The sequence below is a fragment of the Segetibacter koreensis DSM 18137 genome (genome assembly GCF_000374045.1).
GTDB lineage: Bacteria > Bacteroidota > Bacteroidia > Chitinophagales > Chitinophagaceae > Segetibacter > Segetibacter koreensis.
In genome coordinates, this window is record NZ_KB893370.1 from 90,535 (window position 1) to 113,326 (window position 22,792).

Here is a 22,792-nt window from a genome sequence, read left to right on the forward strand (position 1 = left end):
AAGGAAACGCATTTTTATTAAAAAAAATTTCCATTATTTATTAACTACATTCACAGCATTACCAGCAATAAACTCTCTAAGATTATTTGCCGCAATATCCATCAGCCTTGCTCTTGCTTCTTTTGTCGCCCACGCTATATGCGGTGTAATAATGCAATTTTTTGCAGTGAAAAGGGGGTTATCTTTTGAAGGTGGTTCAACAGATAGAACATCGATGCCTGCGCCGGCAATAAATTCATTATTTAGCGCATCTGCAAGATCTTCGTCAACTATAATTGGTCCTCTTGAAGTGTTTAAAAGAAATGAAGACTTTTTCATCGTTTTTAAACTTTCTTTATTTATTAACCCTTTTGTTGCGGGGGATAAAGGGCAATGAATGCTTACTACATCTGATTGCTCTAACAATTCAGGTACTTCTGCCCATTTAAAATTCTGGCGGTGAGATTGGTCGGTCCGGTGGCGACTGTTCCCGATAATTTTCATTCCAAAAGCAGTGGCTACATTAGCAACCTGCTGGCCGATTGATCCAAATCCTATTATACCAATGGTTTTATTTGCAAGTTCAATCAATGGATAATCCCAAAAGCAAAAGTCAGCTGAACGTGCCCATTTGCCCTCTCTTACCGAGTCGCTATGCCGTTGTACATGCAGGCATAATTCTAACAACAAAGCGAAAGTCATTTGAACTACAGAGGCAGTTCCATAACCAGGCACATTGGAAACGGTAATGCCTTTTGCTTTGGCAACTTCGGTGTTTATTATGTTATAACCTGTAGCAAGAACGCCTATATATTTTAATGAGGGAAGATGATTTAAAGCATGTTCGCCCAGGGGCGTTTTATTTGTTAAGACAATTTCTGCTCCCTGGGCACGCTCTACAACATCATCGTCGGATGTTCGGTCATAAATTACCACCTCTCCTAATTTTTTCAATTCATCCCAGCTTAGGTCGCCGGGATTTAAAGTATATCCATCCAGTATTACAATCTTCATATCGGCTTTTATTAGTAATTTTTATTCGATTGACCTTTCTGCTGCCTATTTTTATAAATTTAGATTCTTTTTTATAGTGTTGGCTTTTGCTTCTCATTAATATGCCCCGGTTGAGTTTCCAATCAATTTACAAACACTCCAAATAATTCTACTCTTCTTTAATTCGTTCTCGCCGTAGAGCCACAAAAGTCACACTTCATGCATTTATTAAATGGCTCATTCAAATTAGAATTTTACTTTGCTAAACTTGGTTCAACCTTTTTAGAATTGCTGATTTTATTTTTCTTTCCCATAAGTATAATAGCAGCTATTACAGCGATTACACCTGCTAATAACAACAAATAAACGTACCCTTTAGAGAAATCAGGAGTTGAGTTAGTTGTGTTATTTACCAGACTCTGATACTGCGGAATCAACCATTGAAAAATATAAGCCTGGGCGAGCACTATAAAACAGATAAAAATCAGCATAATGAAACTATGTTTTACGGTAAACCGGAAAAGCTCTGACTCTTTTCCAACAAGATGTCCTGCTGCGGCAGCTACAGCAATAGATTGTGGAGAGATCATTTTACCTACGACACCCCCGGAAACGTTCGCGGCAACAGTTACCACCGGATCAACGCCAATAGATGTTGCGGTAGCGGCCTGCAATTTACCAAACAACGCATTGGCTGAAGTATCAGAACCAGTTATAAACACGCCAAGCCAGCCAAGAACAGGTGCAAAGAAAGGAAATAAGAAGCCAGTGCTTGACAGTGCTTCTGCCATTGTAATTGTGATGCCCGAATCATTTACCAGGTATGCAAAACCTAATACAGATGCGATAGTAATGATCGGATACTTTAGTTGTTTTAATGTTTTAACGAATATTCTTATCCCGTCAACCCACTTTAAACCAATTAAGGGTATGGAAATGAGAGCAGAAAGTAAGATGGCCGTACCAGATGCAGATAAATAATTAAACTTAAAAATATGGGCAATAGGTTTTCCGCTCTTATCGCTGATTACATTATGAAGTCCCGGAAATTCAAATTGTATTTGCCCAATTGCATTGAAGACATCCTTAATGGGCTGCAATCCCCACGCGATGATCATCACTGTTAATAATACAAATGGTGACCATGCCCTAAAGATCTGAACAGATGAATATTTGGTATCCAGGTTTATGGTAGGAGCAGGTTCATTGGGAAAACGCCATATACTTCCCGGTTTCCAGAATTTTAAAAAGACTATTAAAGCGATAATTGATCCTATACCTGCAATTACATCAGGTAGAGCAGGCCCCAGGTAGTTGGAAGAAAACCATTGAATGAGTGCAAAAGAAACTCCTGAAACCAATATTGCGGGTAATACTTCAATTGTCTTTTTATGACCTGAGATTAATATTACCAGGTAAAAAGGAAGCATTACCGATAATATTGGCAGTGTACGACCCACCATTTGAGAAATAGCCATCTCAGGAATTGAGGTAACCTGTGATGCAACCGTTATGGGAATACCAATAGCTCCAAATGCTACAGGTGCTGTATTGGCAATCAAACATATTCCTGAGGCATATAAGGGATTAAAACCAAGCCCAACAAGCATTGCTGCCGTTATGGCTACCGGGGCTCCAAAACCTGCGGTACCTTCTAAAAAGGAACCAAAAGAAAAAGCAATCAACAATGCCTGCAATCTTCTGTCTGAAGTAATGGATGCCATAAAATGTTTAATAATTTCAAATTGCCCGCTTGCAACTGTTATATTAAATAAAAAAACCGCTGTTATAACAATCCAACAAATAGGAAACAGTCCATACAGTGCTCCGTTTGCAGTAGAGAGCAGGGCTAACTTAACGGGCATTCCATAAACAACAATAGCGATCCCCATTGCAATAGCAATTGCTATCAGGCTGGCTTTATAACCCTTCATTTTTTTAATGATCAACGCCCAAAAAATAAAAAGTATAGGCACCACAGCCACCAATGCAGATAAAGCAATATTATTAAATGGATCTATAACTTGTGTCCACTTCATATGGTATGCCCCCGTTAGCTTTCGTTTTATTATTACATAAATACCAAAAAATATTTTCAGGAGAAAATTTAATTCATTTCCCCAGATAAAAACCGCTACATTTTAGCTAAATCCATCGACAACGTCTTGTATTATTTATGAGAATTTAAATGAAGGCAAAAAAAATTCCTACAGTAACTAAATATGTTGCACCAGCCTAATGAACCGATCAAATGAAATTAACTCAATAATTAGTAAGTTAAAGTTGATTAAGGATAATATTGATAAAATACCTGCTTTTCACACGCATACAACATTGATCGCATTATTTTTTCAGTTTGCAAAAGCTTCATAATAAATTATCTTCATTTTACAGGATATACAACAGCAGCAGTAACAATTAATCCTATCAGGAAATAATCTCATTTCCATGTAACTAATAATTAAGTTTTGGTGTGATATTGATGTAATACAAAAAGGCCAATATTTTGATTTACAACGTAGTTTTGTTTGAGATGGCTGCTATAAACTAAAATTATATACAATATGAAATTATCGTTATTATTCTTTTTTGCCCTTTTTGTTCAAATTGGTTTTTGCCAACAAAACACTGTAGGAATTTTTGACAACCACGCCGATATTGGCAATCCTAAAAAGTCTGGAACTTCAACTTATGATGCGGCCACACAGGTGTATACAGTAAAAGGTGGTGGTTTTAATATTTGGTTTAACAGGGACGAATTTCAATATTTATATAAAAAATTAAGCGGCGATTTTGTATTGACTGCCAATTTTGAATTTGTAGGATCTGCCGGTAATGGTCATAGGAAAATCGGCTGGATGGTGAGAGAGTCTGCAGATGAAGCAGCTGCAAGCATGAATGCGGTTTATCATGGAGATGGCCTTACAGTACTGCAATGGCGGGAAATGCGCGGCGCTTATATGAGAGACCCTGAAGACGAGATTTTTTTTCCAAAAAAGAAGGTTCAGATAATACAACTGGAGCGTAATGGTAAAACATTGACTATGAGAGTAGCTAATCCCGGCGAGCCACTGCAAACAGTTCGATCGCATGATATGCCGTATATGAAAGATTCTGTATTGGCAGGAATATTTATAGGATCACACGATTCAGATAAGGTTGAAGAAGCCAGGGTTTGGAATGTGCGGATTGATAAGCCCGTTGCAAATAATTATAATGCTAATCCTTTGGTTAAACCGTCCGCAACTCAATATGTATTTGGTTGCAGGTTAGAAACAATGAATATATTTGACGGCAAAAGAAAAGTAATACGTGAATCGCCGACTACGTTTGAAGCTCCGAACTGGATGCCGGATGGTTCCAGGCTGCTATTTAACGAAGGTGGTTCGTTGTACACAATTCCTATTGAAGGGGGAACACCTCAAAAGTTAAATACAGACACAATAAACAGAATCAATAATGATCATGTAATTTCTTTTGATGGTAAGATGCTTGGCATTAGTAGCTCGCGCAAGGGAATGGCGGGCGGAGGATCAACTGTATATGTACTTCCACTTGCAGGGGGAACTCCAAAACTTCTTACAGAAAATACACCTTCTTATTTACATGGTTGGAATCCTAACAATAAAGAACTCTCAATAGTAGCCCAAAGAAATGGAAGTAAAATTTATAATTTATATAAAGTGCCCGTAAACGGAGGTAAGGAAACTGCCATTACCTCAACTACGAGTGGACATGTGGACGGACCGGAATATTCACCGGATGGCAAATTTATTTACTACAATGCAAATGCATCGGGTACCATGCAAATATGGCGTATGAAACCAGACGGCTCAGGCAAAGAGCAACTTACTTTTGATGAATACCACAATTGGTTTCCTCATATTTCTCCCGACGGGAAATACATGATTTTCATTTCTTTTCCATTCGACATTGATCCAGACTCTCATCCGGCCTATAAACAGGTTATGTTACGATTAATGCCGGTTGCCGGAGGTGCACCCAAGGTAATAGCTTACCTATATGGAGGGCAGGGAACAATCAATGTAAACTCGTGGTCGCCTGATAGTAAATCAATCGCTTTTGTAAGTAACTCAGAACCTTCAAACAAATAAATATTTTCATCTCATGATGGTAATAAAACAAAAACGTAAATTTTCAATAATCTATTTAAATAGCTTTAAATTATATCCTCAAATTCCTCGGTTCGCTTGATAGAAATAATTTAGAGCCTGTTATTAATAATTCTATTTTTAAAAAAACTTAATATCAATGAATACAAGACGAAATTTTTTAAAAGCATCAGGGACTTTAGCTGTGGGATCAATAATGCTTCCGCAACTTTCACAGGCTGCCAAGTCACCCAAAAGACAAGTCGGCTTACAGTTATATACAGTCAGAAAAGAAATGCTTGAAGATGCCGCCGGTACTTTACAACAACTTGCCAGCCTGGGTTATAAAGAAATAGAATCTGCAAAAAGTGAAAAAGGAAATTATTATGGTTTACAACCAAAAGAAATAAAGAAAATTACACAGGATCTGGGTATGAGATTAATCAGCGGGCATGTGCGTATCGACAACGACTGGCAAAGGTCGGTTGATGCAGCGGCAGAGGCAGGACAACCGTATTTGATTTGTTCAAGTATGGCTAGCGATGCTGCAACAATTGAAAATTACCAACGTACTGCTGATCAATTTACAAAAGCTGCTGAAGATTGCAAAAAAGTAAACATTGTATTTGGACATCATAACCACGAATCGGAATTTGAAAAAGTGGATGGCCAAGTTTTATACGATATCTTACTGGAAAGAACCGATCCTCAATTGGTAAAAATGGAACTTGATTTAGGATGGGTTATAGCGTCGGGCAATGATCCTCTTAAGTATTTTAACAAGTATCCGGGCCGTTTTCCTTTATGGCATCTTAAAGACATGAATTTAGTAAAAAAGCAAAGTACAGAATTTGGAAAAGGCGGTGTAAACATAGCGGAAATGTTTAAAAATGAATCAAAGTCAGGAATGAAGCACTTTTTTGTTGAGCAGGAAGAGTACACCACCACTCCAATGGACGCGCTGAAGTATAATTATGATTACCTCAAAAAAAATAAATTTATCTGATTATGCGATATCATTCATTAATAGTTCTGGTATTTCTGCTTATCTTTTAAGATTCTCTATTTATTAGTGTTTATTATCAATAACGTTTACAAGAATTATATGAAAACAAATAAGCTGACTGCGGATATATTTAAGGCCTTTTATAAAAAAATGCAACTACGGGCGAAACGAAAGGCATTTAGTTTCCCTTATTTGTATAACCCAGAAACTTAAAAATATCAAGACATTTTTTAACTCATGATAAATAAAGTTAGTTAGCTGTAGTGGTGTCTTAAACAAAATATTTAATAAAAAACATCAAATATGGAAAACGATGTTTTATTCACAGAAAGGCAAAAATTCAGGCAGTGGTGGGTATGGCTTACCTTATTAGGAGTTAACGGCTTATTCATATTTGCAGTATTTAAACAAGTAATAGGTGGACAGCAATTTGGTGAAAAACCAATGGGTAATACGCAACTTTTATTTACCGCGGGAGTAATTATACTATTGACAATTTGGCTATTCAACCTGCGTCTTGAGACACAAATAAAAAAAACCGGAATTTATGTAAGATTTTTCCCCTTTCACTTATCATTTCGCCACTATCCGTGGTACAACATATCCAGGTCATTCGTTAGAAAGTATAACCCAATTGCTGAATACGGCGGTTGGGGTATACGACTTGGACTTTTCGGAAAGGGAAAAGCATTTAATGTCTCAGGAAACAAAGGTTTACAACTAGAATTTCGTAATAATAAAAAACTGCTGATCGGTACAAACAAACCAGGCGAATTAGCGGAAGCACTCAACAAAATTGGACAATTGAAAGAATAATTGTCCAATTCCTATCCTAGGAATTAGACAATAAAAAAAGCATCAAATTTGTTTTTATACTTTCCTAAGATCGTATTACTTACAAACCCGATGCTTCCGTTTGAGCCTCCGGTCTTTTCAGACCTTCATCCCAATTGTGATACTAAGGTAGAAAAGTTAAATATCATTTGCAAGCTTTTTTCAATATTTTTTAAAAAATATTTGTCCGCGGCAAATCATTAAAAACACTAATTATAATCAGAAGAAAGCGGGTTAAAAATCAGTTACGGAACAAGTTATTTAATGATAAAATATTAATATTAATGAATTCAATTAAAACTTGCATATAAGATATAGAAGGCTGCCAATGTTGATATGGATTCGAATAGTATCAGAGTTTATAAGCAACACTTGCCGAAATCATTCGTGGTGCAATGGGATTTACGCTATTGTCATCATGAACATTATAGCTTAAGTTATTTAATAAATTTGAAACTTTGGTTCTTAAAGAAATTTTGTTGAAACTGTAACCAATAGAAATATCAAACTGGGTATAACCAGGAATAACCATTAATTTGTAAACATCATCTGTTACTTGCACCCGTGTAGAACGTCCCCCTACCCTTTCACCTACGTAATACGCTATGAAACCTATATTGAGTCCCTTAAGTTTTCCAGGTTTGCTAAAAGTATAGTGAGCACTTGCATTTGCTGTATGTTGCGGATTGTAACGCAATTTACTCCCAACTATGTAAGTGTTACTTTTTGTATAACGGGTATCGTTATAACTATAGCCGGTAATAACCGAAACTCCATGTAAGAAGTTGCTCATAATGTCAACTTCAACACCCTTGCTGGTCACTTCTCCGGCAAGTTCTTTAATATTGGCATTATTATTATTTGGCTGCCCATTTGCATCGGTAAGACTTGTTTGGGCTAGATTACTGTTCACAATTTGGTAAGCGGTAACGTTTGCAGAAACCGCTTTTTTAAATAACTCAGTTTTAATTCCGGCTTCAAACTGATTTATATAAGATGGCGCAAGCGGCTGTAAATAAATATCCGTACCGGTATTGAGTGTAAACGAATTAGCATAACTGGTAAACAGGGAAACAGAAGATGCAGGCTGATAAACAATACCAAAGCGAGGAGTAAAGGCTTTGTTTATTGTAGGAGATGTTTGTACCTTTTTGTTTTTTTGTAAAGAATCAATATAGCCCCCCGTTGTTTGCTGGTAGGTGTAGCGAACCCCTGCTAATAATTTTAATCTTCCTGTTATAGTGAGAAGGTCTTGTGCATAAATGCCCACACGGCTTATAGGAGTATAAGTACGCGTTACTGGAGCTAATTCGGGAATGTCAGTACGTTGTGCAAACTTAGCAGGATCAAAAATATTTATGGTGTCGTAAATATTTTTATTGTTTATAGCAGCATTTGCGTAGGTATGAGCAATAGCATTTGTCTGGTACTTATCTGCATCGGCGCCGGCCAGAAGCTGATGTTTCATTTGCCTAGTCTTAAATTTTCCTGTAAGATCAAACTGTGTGATATAATAGTTTTCTTCGTTTTTAGTCTTTTGCAGCCCTCTCGCCCATGTACCATCGGAAGGAATGAGGAAACCGGAGTTGGGGCGCGTTGTGCCATAAAGATCGCTATTAAACGACTGGTAGGAAGTGATATTGCGAAGCTGCCAGTTATCAGTAATATGGTGAGTGATAGTAGCAGTAGCCGTAGTTTGACTTGTGTTATAATAAGACCATTTTGCACCTAAAAATCTTGCACGCGGTATGTCAGCTATCACATAATTAATAGCACCGGTTCCGTAATCTAAAGTTCTGTTATCTTTTAAATGATCTCCTTCTAATAATATATCGGTATTTTTCCCTGCTTTTATTAAAAGCGAAGGATTAATATAAAATCTTTCTGATTTTACTTCATCTCTAAAACTTTTTGCTTTTTCAAAAGTTGTATTAATTCGATAAGCGATAGACTTGCTGTTAGCGAGAGGTCCGTAAAAATCTATTGAAGGTTTATAAAAACCAAAACTTCCTGCACGAAAAGAGACTTCACCACCTTTATCAAACGCAGGTTTTTTAGTTACCAAATTTAATACACCACCTGCTGCTACATTTCCAAATAAAATAGCTGTACTGCCCTTTAATACTTCAACTTTTTCCAATGCCGAAACTTCCGGCATTGTTCCATTATTAAATCTTACGCCATTTTTAAAGGTATTGCTACTATTGTAGGCATAACCACGGCCGGCAATTTCTTCCTGGCTTCCCCCCGACGTGCTCATAACATATACGCCATTGGTATTCATTAAAACTTCGCTTAGTCTCAACGTTTGCTGTCTTTCCAAAACATTTTTACCAATTACAGTTACGCTCTGAGGAAGATCCATAGGGTTAATATCAATTTTTCCTGCTGCAACTGGTTTTTCATTTAGATTTTTTGCAGCAGTAACAACAACATCCTGCAGTTGGGTAGCATTTTCTGACAGCACAAAGTCTAATTCAGTAATTGTATTTTCAAATACTTCCACTGTTTTTTCCTGCTTATGTAGTCCAACAAATGAAACACTTATTGTATACTTACCTTTCTTAATGTTAGTAAAAGAGTAACCCCCATCTTCATTGGAAGTTGATCGCTTTTGAAGTTCTTTAATCTCAGCATTCACTAGGCTGGCAGGTTTTCCATCGCTGGTAATTATAGAGCCTTTTATTGTTCCGGATTGAGCTATTGCAGAAAACACTGTAAAACATAAACAAAAGAACAAAACTGTGGAAAATTTCATTTACCTGATTTTTTGTGCAAATGAACTATGCTGCCGTTTATTTGATTTACAGAATCGGTAAAAGGTAATTACGCAAAAGGGAAAAGAAAATTGCAGAACTAAGTGGAAGGCTTTAAACTATCATTTTTCTTTTGCATTGTCTGCTTATCTGTATTCGTCTTTGCCAGTAAAAAAGCTTTTTGAAAATTTTGTTTTGCTATTTTATTATCAACATCTGTATAAAGCTCGCCAAGCAAAGCAAAATAAAATTGATTATTCACTAAGTTAAGCTTCTCTGCTTCAATAATTGCTTCCACTTTTCCATTTGCCTTTGAAAGTGCGTAAGTCCTGTTCAGTGCTGCAATTGGTGAATACTCTATTTGCAACAATTGATTGAAGAGTTGTAAAATATTTTCCCACTTTTCTTTTGTATCAGCTTTTATAGTGTGCCAATATGCGATACTTGCCTCCAAATGATATTTTGAAAGTCTATTTCCCTGCGATGCCTCGTGAAGAAAGTATACTCCTTTTGAAATCAATTCACGATCCCAAAGGCTTTCGTCCTGGTCCTCATATAAAATTATTTCACCACTTTCATTTTTTCTTGCTTTAAACCTGGAAGAATGAAAACACATTAAAGAAAGCAAAGCATTTACAATGGGTTGGTTCGTCTTTTCATTCTCAATGAGCAGATGTGTTAATCGCATTGCCTCCAGGCACAGATCTTCACGCAATACTTTGTCCCGGCTTTCAGAATAATAGCCTTCGTTGAAGAGTAAATATAAAGTTGTCAAAACTGTTCCTAATCGTTCATCAATTTCAGCTTCACCGGGAAATTCAATTTGCACTTTTTCAAGCCTTAATTTTTCTTTGGCTCTAAAAAGTCGTTTGTTTATGGTTTCTTTATTGGTTAAAAAAGCATTTGCAATTTCATCAATACCAAATCCACAAAGAATACGAAGTGATAAGCCAATTTGCGCTTCGGTAGAAATGGATGGATGACACACGGCAAATAGCATTTGCAACTGGCTGTCTGTAATATTTTTATCTGATAGATCAATTTCAACTTCCCGAGTATCAGATGATGAATATTTTATTTGTTCGGCAATTTCTTCAGTAAAAAGATGATTGTGCCTGATATAATTTTTTGCTTTGTTTTTTGCAACCAAATAAAGCCAGGCTACCGGATTTTCAGGAATTCCTTTAAAACTCCATGTTTCAAGAGCTGACAAAAATGTTTCACTTGCGAGGTCTTCTGCAATTTCAATATGCTGAATGCCGAAGAGTTTACAGAGGACAGCTGTTATTTTTCTAAATTCTGTCCTGAATAAATGTGGTATTAATTCTTGTTTTTCCATACGAAAAGCCCCTGCAAAAGTACAGAGGCTCTTATAATCTTTAGTGAACGCCATCACCTTTAGCAATTCTTCTGACTTCCATGCTATTGCCTTCTCCCTGTAAAACTGGACAACCCTTTGCAAATTCAACCGCTTCATCAATAGAGTCTGCCTTTACAATAATGTAGCCGCCAATGGTTTCTTTTATTTCGCCGAAAGGCCCATTCGTAACAACGTTGTTTGGTCTTACCACCCTGGCATCTTCAAAAAGTAAACCGGTGCCGCTGCTAAATTTGTTTTGAGCGGCAATTCCTCCTATCCAGTCCATCGTTTGTTTCATCCAAATTTGCATTTGTTCAGGTGATGCGATTTTTTTACCATCTTCATGCCTCATGATTAATACGAATTCTTCCATTTTTTTAAATTTTAATTATTATCGAATATTAAGTTATATCCAAATAACAAATGAGCTGGCAGAAATTGGACATTACTGCAAATAATTTTTTCCCTTTTTATAATCAGTTGTGGTCTGCCAGCTAGTTTCATCGATTCGCGCATAGCTAATGTTAACAGTAAATTTTTATTTCCGTTACATTTTGTTCACATACAAGTTGGTATTTGCAGTAAGATTTTTAAAAAAGCAATTAGAAGTTTTCTTATGTAGTCGCCCTGTTTCTACAGGGTGTTTTTTAATTCAGAAAATCTAATAAGATGAATAAAAAGAAGAGAGTTATTGATGTACTGGTAATATCAGATGTTCACCTCGGTACTTATGGGTGCCATGCAAAGGAATTGCTGCACTATTTAAAAAGCATTAAGCCTAAAATAGTGGTGTTGAATGGAGATATTATTGACATCTGGCAGTTTAGCAAAAGCTATTGGCCAAAATACCATATGAAAGTTGTGAAGCATTTATTTAACTGGATCGGCAAAGGTGTCAAAACATATTATGTTACCGGTAACCATGATGAAATGCTTCGGAAATTCTCAGGTTTAAAGATGGGCTCTTTTCGTATTGTTAATAAGATCGTTCTCGATTTACCAGACAATAAAAAAGCATGGATATTTCATGGAGACGTGTTTGACATTACAATGCAACATTCAAAATGGCTCGCCAGGTTAGGAGCGGTAGGATACGACACTTTGATCTTAATAAACCGGTTTTTTAATTTTATATCTGAAAAAGTTTTTAAGAAAGGAAAGATATCTCTGTCAAAAAAAATAAAAAACAGTGTAAAATCTGCTGTAAAGTTTATTAATAATTTTGAGCAAACAAGTGCAGACATTGGTATAAGCAATGGTTTTGATTATGTAATATGCGGTCATATTCATCAACCCGAGATGCGCGTTGTTGAAAATAATGAAGGAAGTATTTTATATCTTAATTCTGGTGACTGGATAGAAAACCTCAGCGCACTTGAATTTGTAAATGGCGAGTGGAGCATCTATCGATTTAAAGAAAGCGATAACGCAGAGATGCTTTCCGGTAAACAAAATGAAGAGGAAGACAATGACTTAACCAATAACGAGCTTTTCGATATAATGCTGCAGGAGTTTAATCTAATGCGCCAATGAAACCATTATGAATGATCTTTTAAGATAAATAACAATCCGTTTTAAAGTTCATTATTAAAGCAAAAAAATCGTTGCTACTTCTTCATTATTCATCCCTTGTATTTTACTTTCTTACAAAATCAGAAGGGCGCATATTAGTCAGCTGGTAAAATGCTTTACTGAAAGCAGATATGCTTCCATACCCTGTTTCGTAAGCAATTTCACTTATCGATTTAGTTGTTTGCAGCATAATAGCTATTCCCCTCACTATTCTAACTAATTTAAGATATTGAAAAAAGGACAATTGCAACGTAGATTGAAACAACCTTGATAGTGTTCGTTCGCCAAGCCCAAACTCCTTACCCAACTTTTCTATTGTAAGCTCTTCTGACAAATGGTTTTCAATGTGCAGAATTATGGGACGCATGCGCTCATCTTGCGTGGTAGGTAATGCAATAGGCAATGGATTTTTACTTATTTCTGGCAAAATTTCTTTTATAGCAGCTAAAAATTGAAAACCATGATTTCCTGCCACTATATGTCCGTTCCACCTTTCTGTATAAGCAATCATTTGCAGTAACAAGTCATTTACCGGGTAGATTCCCATACGTGTATAAAAGGTATTGGTATGATCATCGTTTGTAAAAAAATACAGAGTCCTCACCGCTGTTGCAGTGGTTCGCACTTGCAAAAAATGTTCAACATCTTTTGGTATCCACACATAATGTCGGCCAGGTATAACGTACGTTTTGTCTCTTATGTGAATATAAGCAATACCACCTTCAACGTAGGTTAACTGACCTTTTTTATGCTTATGGACAGGAAAACGCCTTTCTGTTTTTTCATGCAAGACAAAAACAGAGGCTGGCTGTTCATCTATTTTATCTAAATATTCCCTCGTTAAAAGCATTTACATTAAAATGTCTGGTTTAGACAAATCATTGGCAATTTAGATAAAACTACTCTTGGTAGCTGAAGATAACTTTGCATATTCATTATTTATTATGTTTTATTATATAAAAAGATGGGTATTTATGTTAATAGCAGTATTAGTAACTGCTAACTCTTTCACCCGGCTACAAATAGATACAACCGTGGGTTCAGTGCAAATGTCATTATCACAGGTGTGGGACAAAGCTGAATCTTACAATAAGCAGATACAAATGCAACAACTGCATGTACAAGGCAGTGAAGAGGAAATTAAAGATGCTAAAGCAGAACGTTTGCCAGATATATCTGCAGAGGGAGAATATGCAAGAGTTAGTAATATGCCGCTTTTCGAAAACGGGATATTTAAAACTCCAACACAATTTCCTGTTCTTCATAATTATTATAAAGTTGCAGGAGATGCGTACCTCAATGTTTATAACGGTAAAAAAACGTCTACAAAGATTTCTGAAAATGAAGCCAAACAACAAATAGCGGTTGAGCAGAAAAGACTTACAACATCAGAAATAAAGCTGAGGGCAAGTTCTTATTATTTAGACATTCAAAGAAGCCTCGTTTTTAAAGACCTCTTGCTAAAACATCTGGCCGAACAGGAAAAGCAACTGGAACAAATAAGGCAACTGAAAAAAAACGGTGTTGTACTAAAAACCGATGTTTTGAGGGCGGAACTGCAATTGTCGAGACAAAAATTATCACTCGAACAAATTGATAACGATATAGCAATTGCCAGGCAGAAGCTGGACATTATTATTGGTTTGCCTGACAGCGTAAATATTATTCCTTCAGCAGACAGCCTGGATTCTTTTCCATTGAAAAATTATGAAGACTATGTAGCTGATGCAACCACTCATTCTTACCAATATAAAATATCAGAAAAGGAGACAGAATTGCGGTTGTTGCAGTTGAAAGAGGTGAAAGGAAACAATTTGCCCAAAGTCGGCTTATTTGCAAACTACAGTTATACCTATCCTGAAATTCAATTTTATCCATATGCTCCGTCTTTGTACGGAATCGGCATGTACGGAGTAAGAGCCACTCTTCCCATATCTTCTTTATACCACAACAAGCATAAGGAAAAGGCTGCAGAAATAGAATATAAAAGACAGGAAATAGAACATTCTAATACACAGGACGATATCAGGCAACAGGTAAAAGAAGCTTACCTGCGATATAAAGAAGCGGTAAACAGAACTAACGTGGCTAAAGCGAACATTCAACAGGCAACTGAAAATTTAAGAATTGTAAGCAATACTTATTTTAATCAATTGTCTTTATTAACCGACCTGCTCGATGCTGATACCCAGGTTCTGCAAACACGCTTCGATTATGCAGCGGCAAAAATAGCGGCACAATTACAATATTATCAATTACAAAAAGCTATAGGAAATCTTTAATTTATGAACACTGCAGATAAACATACAAAAACAGACAAAATAATTACAAAGATAACGGCGGTGATAGCGGGCATCATTGCAATAGCATTAGCCGTTTGGGGTATTGTAACCTTGCTTAATTCTTTTAGATACGAAGAAACAAATGATGCACAGGTTGAAGAATATATCAACCCCATTACAAGCCGTGTGGTCGGTTATATACGGGAGATACATTATGAAGAAAACCAGGATGTAAAAAAAGGAGATACCCTTCTTATAATTGATAACAGTGAATATCAACTGCAACAGCAGGAAGCAGAAGCTGCACTTCTAAGTGCAAAAGCTCAGACACAAGTATTAGCAAGTAACACGCAAACTTCGGCTTCGGCTGCACAGGTTACAAAAGCACAGATCGCTGCAGCAAAAGCAAAAATGATAAGGCAGCAACAGGAATACGACCGTTATAAAAAACTTTTTGATGTAGAGTCGGCAACGCAGCAACAACTGGAGAATGTAAAGACGGCGCTTGATGTTGCCACTTCTGATTATCAGTCCGCACTAGAAAATTACCAGGCGTCATTATCAAAAGTAAATGATGTCGCATCACAAAAGGCAGTGCTTCAGGCAGAAATTAAACGCAGGGAAGCCGTGGTAAACCGCAATAAACTGGATGTTGGTTACACGGTAATTACTGCGCCCTATAATGGTAAAATGGGCAGAAGAACTATACAGGAAGGACAATTGATACAAGCTGGTCAAACGCTTGCCTATATAGTTGACAAGGAAGCGGGCAAGTGGGTGATTGCCAATTTTAAAGAAACACAGGTAGGAAAGATGCACGAAGGTGAAGCAGTAGAAATTGAGACAGATGCCTTTCCGGGTAAAAAGTTCAGGGGATCCATCGTTTCATTATCTCCTGCTACGGGCTCAAGATTTTCTTTGCTTCCACCGGATAATTCTACAGGAAACTTTGTGAAAATCGTACAACGCATACCATTGCGAATAAAACTTACTGAGAGTGAAAAAGAAATTGAACAATTGCGCGCAGGTATGAATGCAAATGTTATAGTAAGAAAAAATCAAAGGGATAATAATGGCTAGGCCGATACAGGTATTCAAATCATGGTTGCCTGAGTGGGCAATCAGGTCAGTAATATTTATAGTGTTGCTGCCAAGTATGTTGCTGTTCGGTTTGTCTACAGCTAACATTAGCGCAGGTGCAGGTTATTATGGTATAGAACCTGCCGATGTTCAATTTACCATGGTACTGTTTTACGCAGCCGTGGCCAGTTTTGTTACGTTGGAAAAAAGGTTTTTCAATTTCATCGCTACCAAAGAGTATTTTTTTATTTGCACTACCGTACAGATCGCCGCTTCTTACATCTGTTACAAAACCCATAATTTGCCGGTGCTGTTTATATTTCGGTTTATACAAGGTCTGGCAAATTGTGGCATAAACAGTATTTGCCTTACTTTAATTTTTAGCAGGCTCAGCAGCGAACGTTCGAGAGAAATGGGATACTCTGTATTCTATGGCCTGTTGCTTTGTATTGGCCCCTTCAGCACTTTAGTAACCGCACCTATTCTCGATGCTTTTGATTTTAATGTTTTATACAAGTTTATCATATTTTGCTACGTGCCGGGTTCTGTATTATTCTTCGTGTTAATGAATAATATCCGGCTTACCAGGAAGACTCCTGTTTATCAATTGGATTGGGCGAGCTTTGTCATTTATGGTGCAGCGTTATGTCTTTTGGGTTACATACTAATTTACGGGCAACAATATTATTGGTTTCAGGACAGGCGGATAGCGATCAGTGGTATTGCTTTCATTGTATTACTCGGGCTGCACATTGTGCGGCAGATGAGCCTGAAAAGACCTTATCACAACCTTCGGATATTTACTTATAGAAACTTTAATTATGGTATTATTTTAATTCTGGTGCTCTACATTGTTCGCGGAGCAACAAGTGTTACAGCCCATTATTTTGCTACTGTTCTTGGAATGGATCCCATTCACATTGCTCAAATTATGATTGTTAATATTGGAGGAATCATCGTAAGTATTGTTGTTTCATCCCGTTTAATTATTGCAAAAAAACCGATGAGGTTAATCTGGATAGCAGGCTTCACGCTAATGTTAATATTCCATGTCTGGATGTCTTTCCTGTTTTCAACTCAGGCTGATGCATCCAGCTTTATTATTCCTTTGATTATACAGGGAATGGGAGCCGGTATGCTCATGGCTCCTATTATTGTTTTTATGGTTTCATCTGTTCCTCCAAACCTGGGTGGTTCGGCCTCGGCTACAGGTGTTTTTTTCCGGTTTCTTGGCTTTACCGGAAGCATAGCACTGATTAATCATTACCAGCTTTTTGCAAAGACTAAACATTATACCCGTTTTCAGGATGAGTTGACAGCAATTAACCCAATGGCAACAGATAAAATTACTGTCTATAAACAGGTTTTGATGAGTCATGGCGCTTCATCTGAGCAGGCCGGTAAAATAGCAAACGGTCTATTGAACAAAGCTGTAGATGTACAGGCGCAGCTTAGATTCGCAATGGATTATTACCAGCTTGTTTCCTGGTTAATTGTAATAGCCATCCTGCTAATTGCCCTGGTGCCTTACATTAACAAAACGACTGTTAATGTAAGATCCAATCAACCAGCACCCGCTTCTTATTAATCTTTTTAGAATAAATTTTGCTGTTATCCATTTGTCATAAGCTACTTAAGACCAAGTACAGTAATGGTAAGTAATACATAAGTAATATGTTTACGACAATTTGTACTAAAGCTGCCAAAATTTAATAATAACTTGCAGAAACTGAAGTAGTAATAATGGATAATATTGAACTGAAAAAACTTTTTCCCACGCTTGAAGAAGGCCTCGTAGAGGAAATGCTTAAACATGGCACCATCAAAGAGTTTAAGGCCGGAGAAACATTGTTACGGGTAGGTCAAACTATTCGTTCCACCATGATCATTTTAAACGGTTTGGTTAAGCTGTACAGGGAAGATGACGAAGGAAAAGAATTTTTTATTTATCACCTTGATGCGGGGCAGGCCTGCTCTCTTTCAATGGTATGTGCGGCAAAACATGAAACCAGTGAGGTATTGGCAAAGGCGCTGACAGATGCAACCGTCTTATCTATTCCTCTGACATTTATGGATGAATGGATGAGCAAATACAAAAGTTGGTACCAGTTTGTAATAACATCTTACCGCAACCGGTTTGAAGAACTATTGAAGACAATTGATGCCATTGCTTTTAGTAGCATGGATGAAAGACTAGAATTTTACTTGAAATCGCAGGTTAAAAAAATGGGCAATAATTTAAAGATTACACACCAGGAAATTGCCAATGACCTTAATTCTTCGCGCGAAGTGATAAGCCGGCTACTAAAGAAAATGGAAGCAAAGAATTGGTTAACTATTCATAGAAATTCTATAGAATGGATAAAAAAAAATTAACCTGGCTATGTGACTTATATCACTATAAACCAACTAAAACGACTTCAAATTTGCGTTATAATTATGGAAGTCATGGGATATATAGCAGCTTTATTTATCGGCATTTCACTCGGATTGATAGGTGGTGGCGGTTCTATCTTAACCGTACCCGTCCTCGTCTACTTATTTGGGCTAAACCCTGTTCTTTCCACCTCTTATTCTTTATTTGTTGTGGGCTCTACCAGCCTTGTAGGTGCTTTTAATAATTATTTGAAAGGACTTGTACGAATAAAAACTGCTTTGCTTTTTGGTTTATCTTCAATCACCACTGTATTTCTTACAAGAAAATTTATAATTCCCCTAATTCCTGACCACATTGCTACCATTGGTAGTTTCAACATTACTGAGCCAATTGTAACTATGGTACTGTTTGCCATATTGATGGTAGCAGCATCAATATCAATGATAAAAAGCAGAAAGCAAAAAACCATTGAAACTATTAAGAATAAAAAAGTTAACCTCTTTAAATTATTACTATACGGAATTGCAATAGGCGTTGCTACCGGACTGCTGGGAGCCGGCGGAGGATTTTTATTGATACCAACATTAGTACTGCTTGTTAAGTTACCGATGAAAGAAGCAGTAGGCACTTCACTATTTATCATTGCATTAAATTCTCTAATTGGCTTTACGGGCGATATTGGTCATTTTGAAATGAATTGGTTTTTCCTTTTTAAAGTAACATCTATCGCCATCGCCGGTACTTTTATAGGTTCACTGATAGGTAAAAAAATACCAGGAGAAAAATTGAAAAAGGGGTTTGGGTGGTTTGTACTCATCATGGGAATTTATATACTTATAAAAGAGATTTTTTTTAGCTAAGCAAGCTCCAAGCATCAAATTATCAAAAAAAGGGTATGTGATTAATGTCACTAAACAAGAGGATACAGTAACCGAATTTTACATGATAAAACATAGCAAAATGAGAATAGAACAAATTTATACAGGTTGCCTTGCACAAGGTGCATACTATATAGAAAGTGAAGGTGAAGCTGTAGTTATTGACCCGCTTCGTGAAGTTGAGCCATACATGGAAAAAGCTGAAAAGGATAATGCTAAAATAAAGTATGTTTTTGAAACACATTTTCATGCCGATTTTGTTTCCGGCCACGTAGATCTTTCAAAAAAAACAGGGGCGCCTATCGTTTATGGTCCCAGTGCAAATCCGGCATTTGAAGCAATCGTTGCAAAAGACGGACAGGAGTTTAAGGTAGGTAAAGTAACATTTACAGTATTGCATACGCCTGGTCATACCATGGAAAGTAGTTGCTACCTGTTAAAAGACGAAAACAGGAAAGATATTGCTTTGTTTTCGGGAGACACGCTTTTTATAGGTGATGTTGGCCGTCCTGACCTTGCTCAGAAGGCTGCACATATGACAAGGGAAGAACTTGCCGGCACTTTATACGATAGCCTGAGAAATAAAATAATTCCTCTTGCAGATGATATTATTGTTTATCCTGCTCATGGTGCCGGCAGCGCGTGCGGCAAAAACATGAGTATAGAAACAACAGATACTTTAGGTCATCAAAAGCAGACAAATTATGCTTTAAGGCAAAATATGACTAAAGAAGATTTTATTAAAGAGGTTACTGCAGGTTTAACAACACCTCCGGCCTATTTTCCTCTTAACGTAATGATGAATAAGGAAGGATATGAAAGCATTGACGAAGTGATGGAGCGTGGTAATCATGCCCTTTCGCCTGATGCTTTTGAAGTTGCAGCAAACGAAACAGACGCACTAATGCTTGACACGAGAGATGCCAAAACATTTGCAAAAGGTTTTGTACCAAATTCTATTAACATTGGCATAGATGGTAATTTTGCGCCCTGGGTTGGTGCATTAATTCCTGATATTAAACAAAAACTGTTAATAATTGCTGATGAAGGAAGAGAAGAAGAAGTCATTACGAGGCTAGCGCGGGTTGGTTATGATTTTACAATAGGCTATTTAAAAGGTGGTTTCGAAGCATGGAAAAACGCAGGTAAAGAAGTAGATGAAATTGAGACAGTTAATGCGGAGAGTGTGGCTGACTTAATAACCCAACCATCAGTAAAAATTCTGGATGTGAGAAATGAAAAAGAGTTTTTCAGCGAGCATATTGATGGAGCAGTAAACTTTCCTTTGGATAATGTCAATGACCATGTAAGTAGTCTTTATAAAGAAACAAAATACCTCGTACACTGCGCTGGCGGATACAGGTCTATGATTTTTAATTCAATATTCAAAGCCCGCGGTTTTGACAACCTGGTTGATATACAAGGTGGATTTAAAGCGATTAAGGAAAGCGGACAGGTAAAAACAACTGACTTTGTTTGCCCGACAACATTAGTTACTAAATAATTTGTACAAATGAAAGAACTACTAAATAAAGGAACATTGGTAGATGTAAGGTCACCGCAGGAATTTGCAGGCAAACATTTTCCAAATGCTATTAATATACCTTTGGACCAGGTGCCACAAAAAGTAAATGAATTTAAAGAGATGCCTAAGCCTATAATTGCTTACTGCCGCAGCGGCAACAGAAGTGGCATGGCCGTATCCATTTTGAAACAAGCTGGCATTACCGATGTAATAAACGGTGGTGGATTAGAGGACCTTTTACAACAAGCAACAAATTAAAAGGCTATTTCTTTTAAAGGTCTTTTTTGGAACTCAACTATAATAACTATGAAAACAATACTGGAGGGATGGAATTTTATAAGAATACTAAGATTAGTATTAGGTGTAGGTATTCTGGTTCAAGGCATTACGGCAAGAGATGGGGTATCAATTTTTTTAGGGTTCGCATTGGGCGGAATGGCTGTTGCAAATATAGGTTGCTGCGGGGCTGGTGGTTGCGCAGTTAATTCCAGTTCTACTATCACTAAAACAGAAGACATACAGTATGAAGAAGTGGTTTCAAACAAATAAGCTATATTTTTTCGGTGCTTTTATAGGTGCGTTGGCTGGATTTCTATATTGGAAATATGTAGGATGTTTAACCGGTACGTGTGCTATTACATCCAACCCATTTAGAAGCACAATCTACTTTGCAGTATTGGGTTCTTTAATTATTGGTCTATTTAAAAAGGAAAAAAATATTGAAACAAAAACAACTGATAAGATTTTGCAGAAATAATTAATTGTAACCAGGTTGTTTCATGGTTAATACAAATATTCTATTTACTGATAATAATAATACTTTTAAGTTCGAATTATCAATATCAAATATGAATTTTAATCTTTCAAAAATTCCCTTACGCACAAAACAACCTCGCGATTTTGGCCTAACGATGATCAGCGATAAGGGATTAAGTTTAGCTGAAACAGAAAATCTATTATCAGTTGCTTCACCACACATAGATATTGTAAAACTGGCATTTGGAACTGCAATGGTTACGCCTTTGCTGGCGGAAAAAATAAAAATCTACAAGTCATTTAATATCCCGGTTTTCTTTGGCGGGCTTTTATTTGAAGCCTTTATTGTTCGTAACCAGTTTGAAGACTATCAAAAAATGATGGATAAGTATGAACTTTTTTTTATTGAAATTTCAGATGGCGCGATTAATATTTCACATGAGAAGAAATGTGAGTATATCAGAACTTTGTCGAAAAATGCAACAGTGATAAGTGAGATTGGCTCGAAGGATAAAGACAAGGTAAAAATTACTCCACCCTATAAATGGATTGAATTGATGCAAGCCGAACTGGACGCCGGTTCAAGGTATGTAATTGCTGAAGCGAAAGAATCAGGCAAGGAAGGTTTATACCGAAATTCCGGAGAAGTGCGTGAAGGTTTGGTGGAGGAAGTGCTTACTAAAATTCCGGCGGAAAAAATTATTTGGGAAACGCCGGAAAAAGAGCAGCAATTGTATTTCATAAAGCTGTTAGGTTGTAATGCTAACCTGGGAAATATTGAGCCTAAAGAAGTAATTGCCCTTGAGGCAATGCGGGTGGGGTTGAGAGGAGATAGTTTCGATTTCTTTTTAAGTGACAATGGCTAAGCCTGACGCATTTGCTTTTAGTATATAAAACGTAAAGTACGTGAAGTAAGCAACCTGTAAAAACTGATAATTATGATAAAAATGGATATTGGATTTTCCAAGCATTCGCCCCTTTAAAAATCAAGACTTCGGTTAAACCAACGCCATTTAAAAAACATATCAAACCTTGTTGCTTTCCTTCTTCGCTATATAGATGTCCCCCATTTCTTTCAATTAGCATAAAAGCTTATTGTCTTTTTTAAAATAATGGCTGAAACAAGTTAGAATTGATGCCACTTCTTTTTTAATTATACTCGCATAATTGTACTGGTGAATCTTGCAGCTTTTAATGCAATTGCTTAGCTTTGCCGCACTTTCGCAGGAAATGGTGTCTTCCTGACCCAACCGCTCCCAGAGCTAATGGCGCCTACAAGTAG

The 22,792-nt window shown here is 36.9% G+C and carries 20 protein-coding genes and 1 riboswitch; of the genes, 13 read left to right on the plus strand and 7 right to left on the minus strand.

The window, feature by feature from the left end; genetic code table 11:
- Positions 1 to 33 precede the first annotated feature (33 nt).
- Complete coding sequence (locus B154_RS0123230) at positions 34 to 993, minus strand: D-2-hydroxyacid dehydrogenase (RefSeq protein WP_018616759.1); 960 nt, start codon at positions 991 to 993, stop codon at positions 34 to 36.
- Positions 994 to 1,226: 233 nt separating this feature from the next.
- Entirely contained in the window at positions 1,227 to 3,011 is a 1,785-nt protein-coding gene (locus tag B154_RS0123235) for an L-lactate permease (protein ID WP_018616760.1), read from the minus strand.
- Between the two features lie 525 nt (positions 3,012 to 3,536).
- Here B154_RS0123235 and B154_RS0123240 point away from each other — a divergent pair.
- The 3 genes from B154_RS0123240 to B154_RS0123250 all read left to right on the plus strand — a co-directional run bounded on the left by B154_RS0123240 (position 3,537) and on the right by B154_RS0123250 (position 6,906).
- Entirely contained in the window at positions 3,537 to 5,087 is a 1,551-nt protein-coding gene (locus B154_RS0123240; protein WP_018616761.1) for a TolB family protein, read from the plus strand.
- A 157-nt stretch (positions 5,088 to 5,244) separates the two neighbouring features.
- The gene (locus tag B154_RS0123245; RefSeq protein ID WP_018616762.1) at positions 5,245 to 6,090 is read left to right on the plus strand and encodes a sugar phosphate isomerase/epimerase family protein; all 846 of its coding nucleotides are present in this window, start codon (positions 5,245 to 5,247) and stop codon (positions 6,088 to 6,090) included.
- A 303-nt stretch (positions 6,091 to 6,393) separates the two neighbouring features.
- Positions 6,394 to 6,906: a hypothetical protein gene (locus tag B154_RS0123250; protein ID WP_018616763.1), complete on the plus strand. Its 513-nt coding sequence runs from the start codon at positions 6,394 to 6,396 to the stop codon at positions 6,904 to 6,906.
- Positions 6,907 to 7,276: 370 nt separating this feature from the next.
- On the opposite strand, the gene B154_RS0123255 is transcribed toward B154_RS0123250, so the two are convergent.
- The 3 genes from B154_RS0123255 to B154_RS0123265 all read right to left on the minus strand — a co-directional run bounded on the left by B154_RS0123255 (position 7,277) and on the right by B154_RS0123265 (position 11,413).
- Positions 7,277 to 9,682 (minus strand): TonB-dependent receptor, encoded by a 2,406-nt coding sequence (locus tag B154_RS0123255; protein ID WP_018616764.1) that lies wholly within the window; start codon positions 9,680 to 9,682, stop codon positions 7,277 to 7,279.
- A gap of 98 nt (positions 9,683 to 9,780) precedes the next feature.
- Positions 9,781 to 11,073, minus strand: a complete 1,293-nt coding sequence (locus B154_RS0123260) for an RNA polymerase sigma factor (RefSeq protein WP_018616765.1) — start codon at positions 11,071 to 11,073, stop codon at positions 9,781 to 9,783.
- Positions 11,060 to 11,413: a YciI family protein gene (locus tag B154_RS0123265; protein ID WP_018616766.1), complete on the minus strand. Its 354-nt coding sequence runs from the start codon at positions 11,411 to 11,413 to the stop codon at positions 11,060 to 11,062. The genes B154_RS0123260 and B154_RS0123265 overlap by 14 nt, the downstream gene beginning before the upstream one ends.
- Before the next feature lie 296 nt (positions 11,414 to 11,709).
- Between B154_RS0123265 and B154_RS0123270 the strand changes: the two genes are divergently transcribed.
- Positions 11,710 to 12,573, plus strand: a complete 864-nt coding sequence (locus tag B154_RS0123270; protein ID WP_018616767.1) for a UDP-2,3-diacylglucosamine diphosphatase — start codon at positions 11,710 to 11,712, stop codon at positions 12,571 to 12,573.
- A gap of 103 nt (positions 12,574 to 12,676) precedes the next feature.
- Here B154_RS0123270 and B154_RS0123275 read toward each other — a convergent pair whose 3' ends face one another.
- Positions 12,677 to 13,462: an AraC family transcriptional regulator gene (locus B154_RS0123275; protein ID WP_018616768.1), complete on the minus strand. Its 786-nt coding sequence runs from the start codon at positions 13,460 to 13,462 to the stop codon at positions 12,677 to 12,679.
- A gap of 124 nt (positions 13,463 to 13,586) precedes the next feature.
- Between B154_RS0123275 and B154_RS0123280 the strand changes: the two genes are divergently transcribed.
- From B154_RS0123280 to B154_RS0123325, 9 genes are all read left to right on the plus strand, one after another.
- Positions 13,587 to 14,894 carry a TolC family protein gene (locus B154_RS0123280; protein ID WP_033412534.1) on the plus strand — a complete coding sequence of 436 codons (1,308 nt, stop codon included), beginning with the start codon at positions 13,587 to 13,589 and terminating at the stop codon, positions 14,892 to 14,894.
- Positions 14,895 to 14,897: 3 nt separating this feature from the next.
- A complete protein-coding gene (locus B154_RS0123285) occupies positions 14,898 to 15,974 on the plus strand; it encodes an HlyD family secretion protein (protein WP_018616770.1) in 1,077 nt (358 codons plus the stop codon).
- Complete coding sequence (locus B154_RS0123290; protein WP_018616771.1) at positions 15,967 to 17,562, plus strand: MFS transporter; 1,596 nt, start codon at positions 15,967 to 15,969, stop codon at positions 17,560 to 17,562. Before B154_RS0123285 ends, B154_RS0123290 begins: the two co-directional genes overlap by 8 nt.
- A 155-nt stretch (positions 17,563 to 17,717) precedes the next feature.
- Positions 17,718 to 18,350, plus strand: coding sequence for a Crp/Fnr family transcriptional regulator (locus B154_RS0123295; protein WP_018616772.1), 633 nt, complete (start codon positions 17,718 to 17,720; stop codon positions 18,348 to 18,350).
- A 72-nt stretch (positions 18,351 to 18,422) separates the two neighbouring features.
- Positions 18,423 to 19,211 carry a sulfite exporter TauE/SafE family protein gene (locus tag B154_RS0123300; RefSeq protein ID WP_245542651.1) on the plus strand — a complete coding sequence of 263 codons (789 nt, stop codon included), beginning with the start codon at positions 18,423 to 18,425 and terminating at the stop codon, positions 19,209 to 19,211.
- 100 nt (positions 19,212 to 19,311) lie between these two features.
- Complete coding sequence (locus B154_RS0123305; protein ID WP_026260381.1) at positions 19,312 to 20,733, plus strand: MBL fold metallo-hydrolase; 1,422 nt, start codon at positions 19,312 to 19,314, stop codon at positions 20,731 to 20,733.
- A gap of 9 nt (positions 20,734 to 20,742) precedes the next feature.
- On the plus strand, positions 20,743 to 21,012 hold the full coding sequence (locus B154_RS0123310; protein ID WP_018616775.1) for a rhodanese-like domain-containing protein: 270 nt from the start codon (positions 20,743 to 20,745) through the stop codon (positions 21,010 to 21,012).
- A gap of 48 nt (positions 21,013 to 21,060) precedes the next feature.
- A complete protein-coding gene (locus tag B154_RS0123315; protein WP_018616776.1) occupies positions 21,061 to 21,303 on the plus strand; it encodes a hypothetical protein in 243 nt (80 codons plus the stop codon).
- A gap of 299 nt (positions 21,304 to 21,602) precedes the next feature.
- Positions 21,603 to 22,376, plus strand: a complete 774-nt coding sequence (locus B154_RS0123325; protein WP_026260382.1) for a phosphosulfolactate synthase — start codon at positions 21,603 to 21,605, stop codon at positions 22,374 to 22,376.
- A 70-nt stretch (positions 22,377 to 22,446) separates the two neighbouring features.
- On the opposite strand, the gene B154_RS32590 is transcribed toward B154_RS0123325, so the two are convergent.
- On the minus strand, positions 22,447 to 22,596 hold the full coding sequence (locus B154_RS32590) for a hypothetical protein (RefSeq protein WP_018616779.1): 150 nt from the start codon (positions 22,594 to 22,596) through the stop codon (positions 22,447 to 22,449).
- A gap of 131 nt (positions 22,597 to 22,727) precedes the next feature.
- Positions 22,728 to 22,792, plus strand: a riboswitch (Fluoride riboswitch).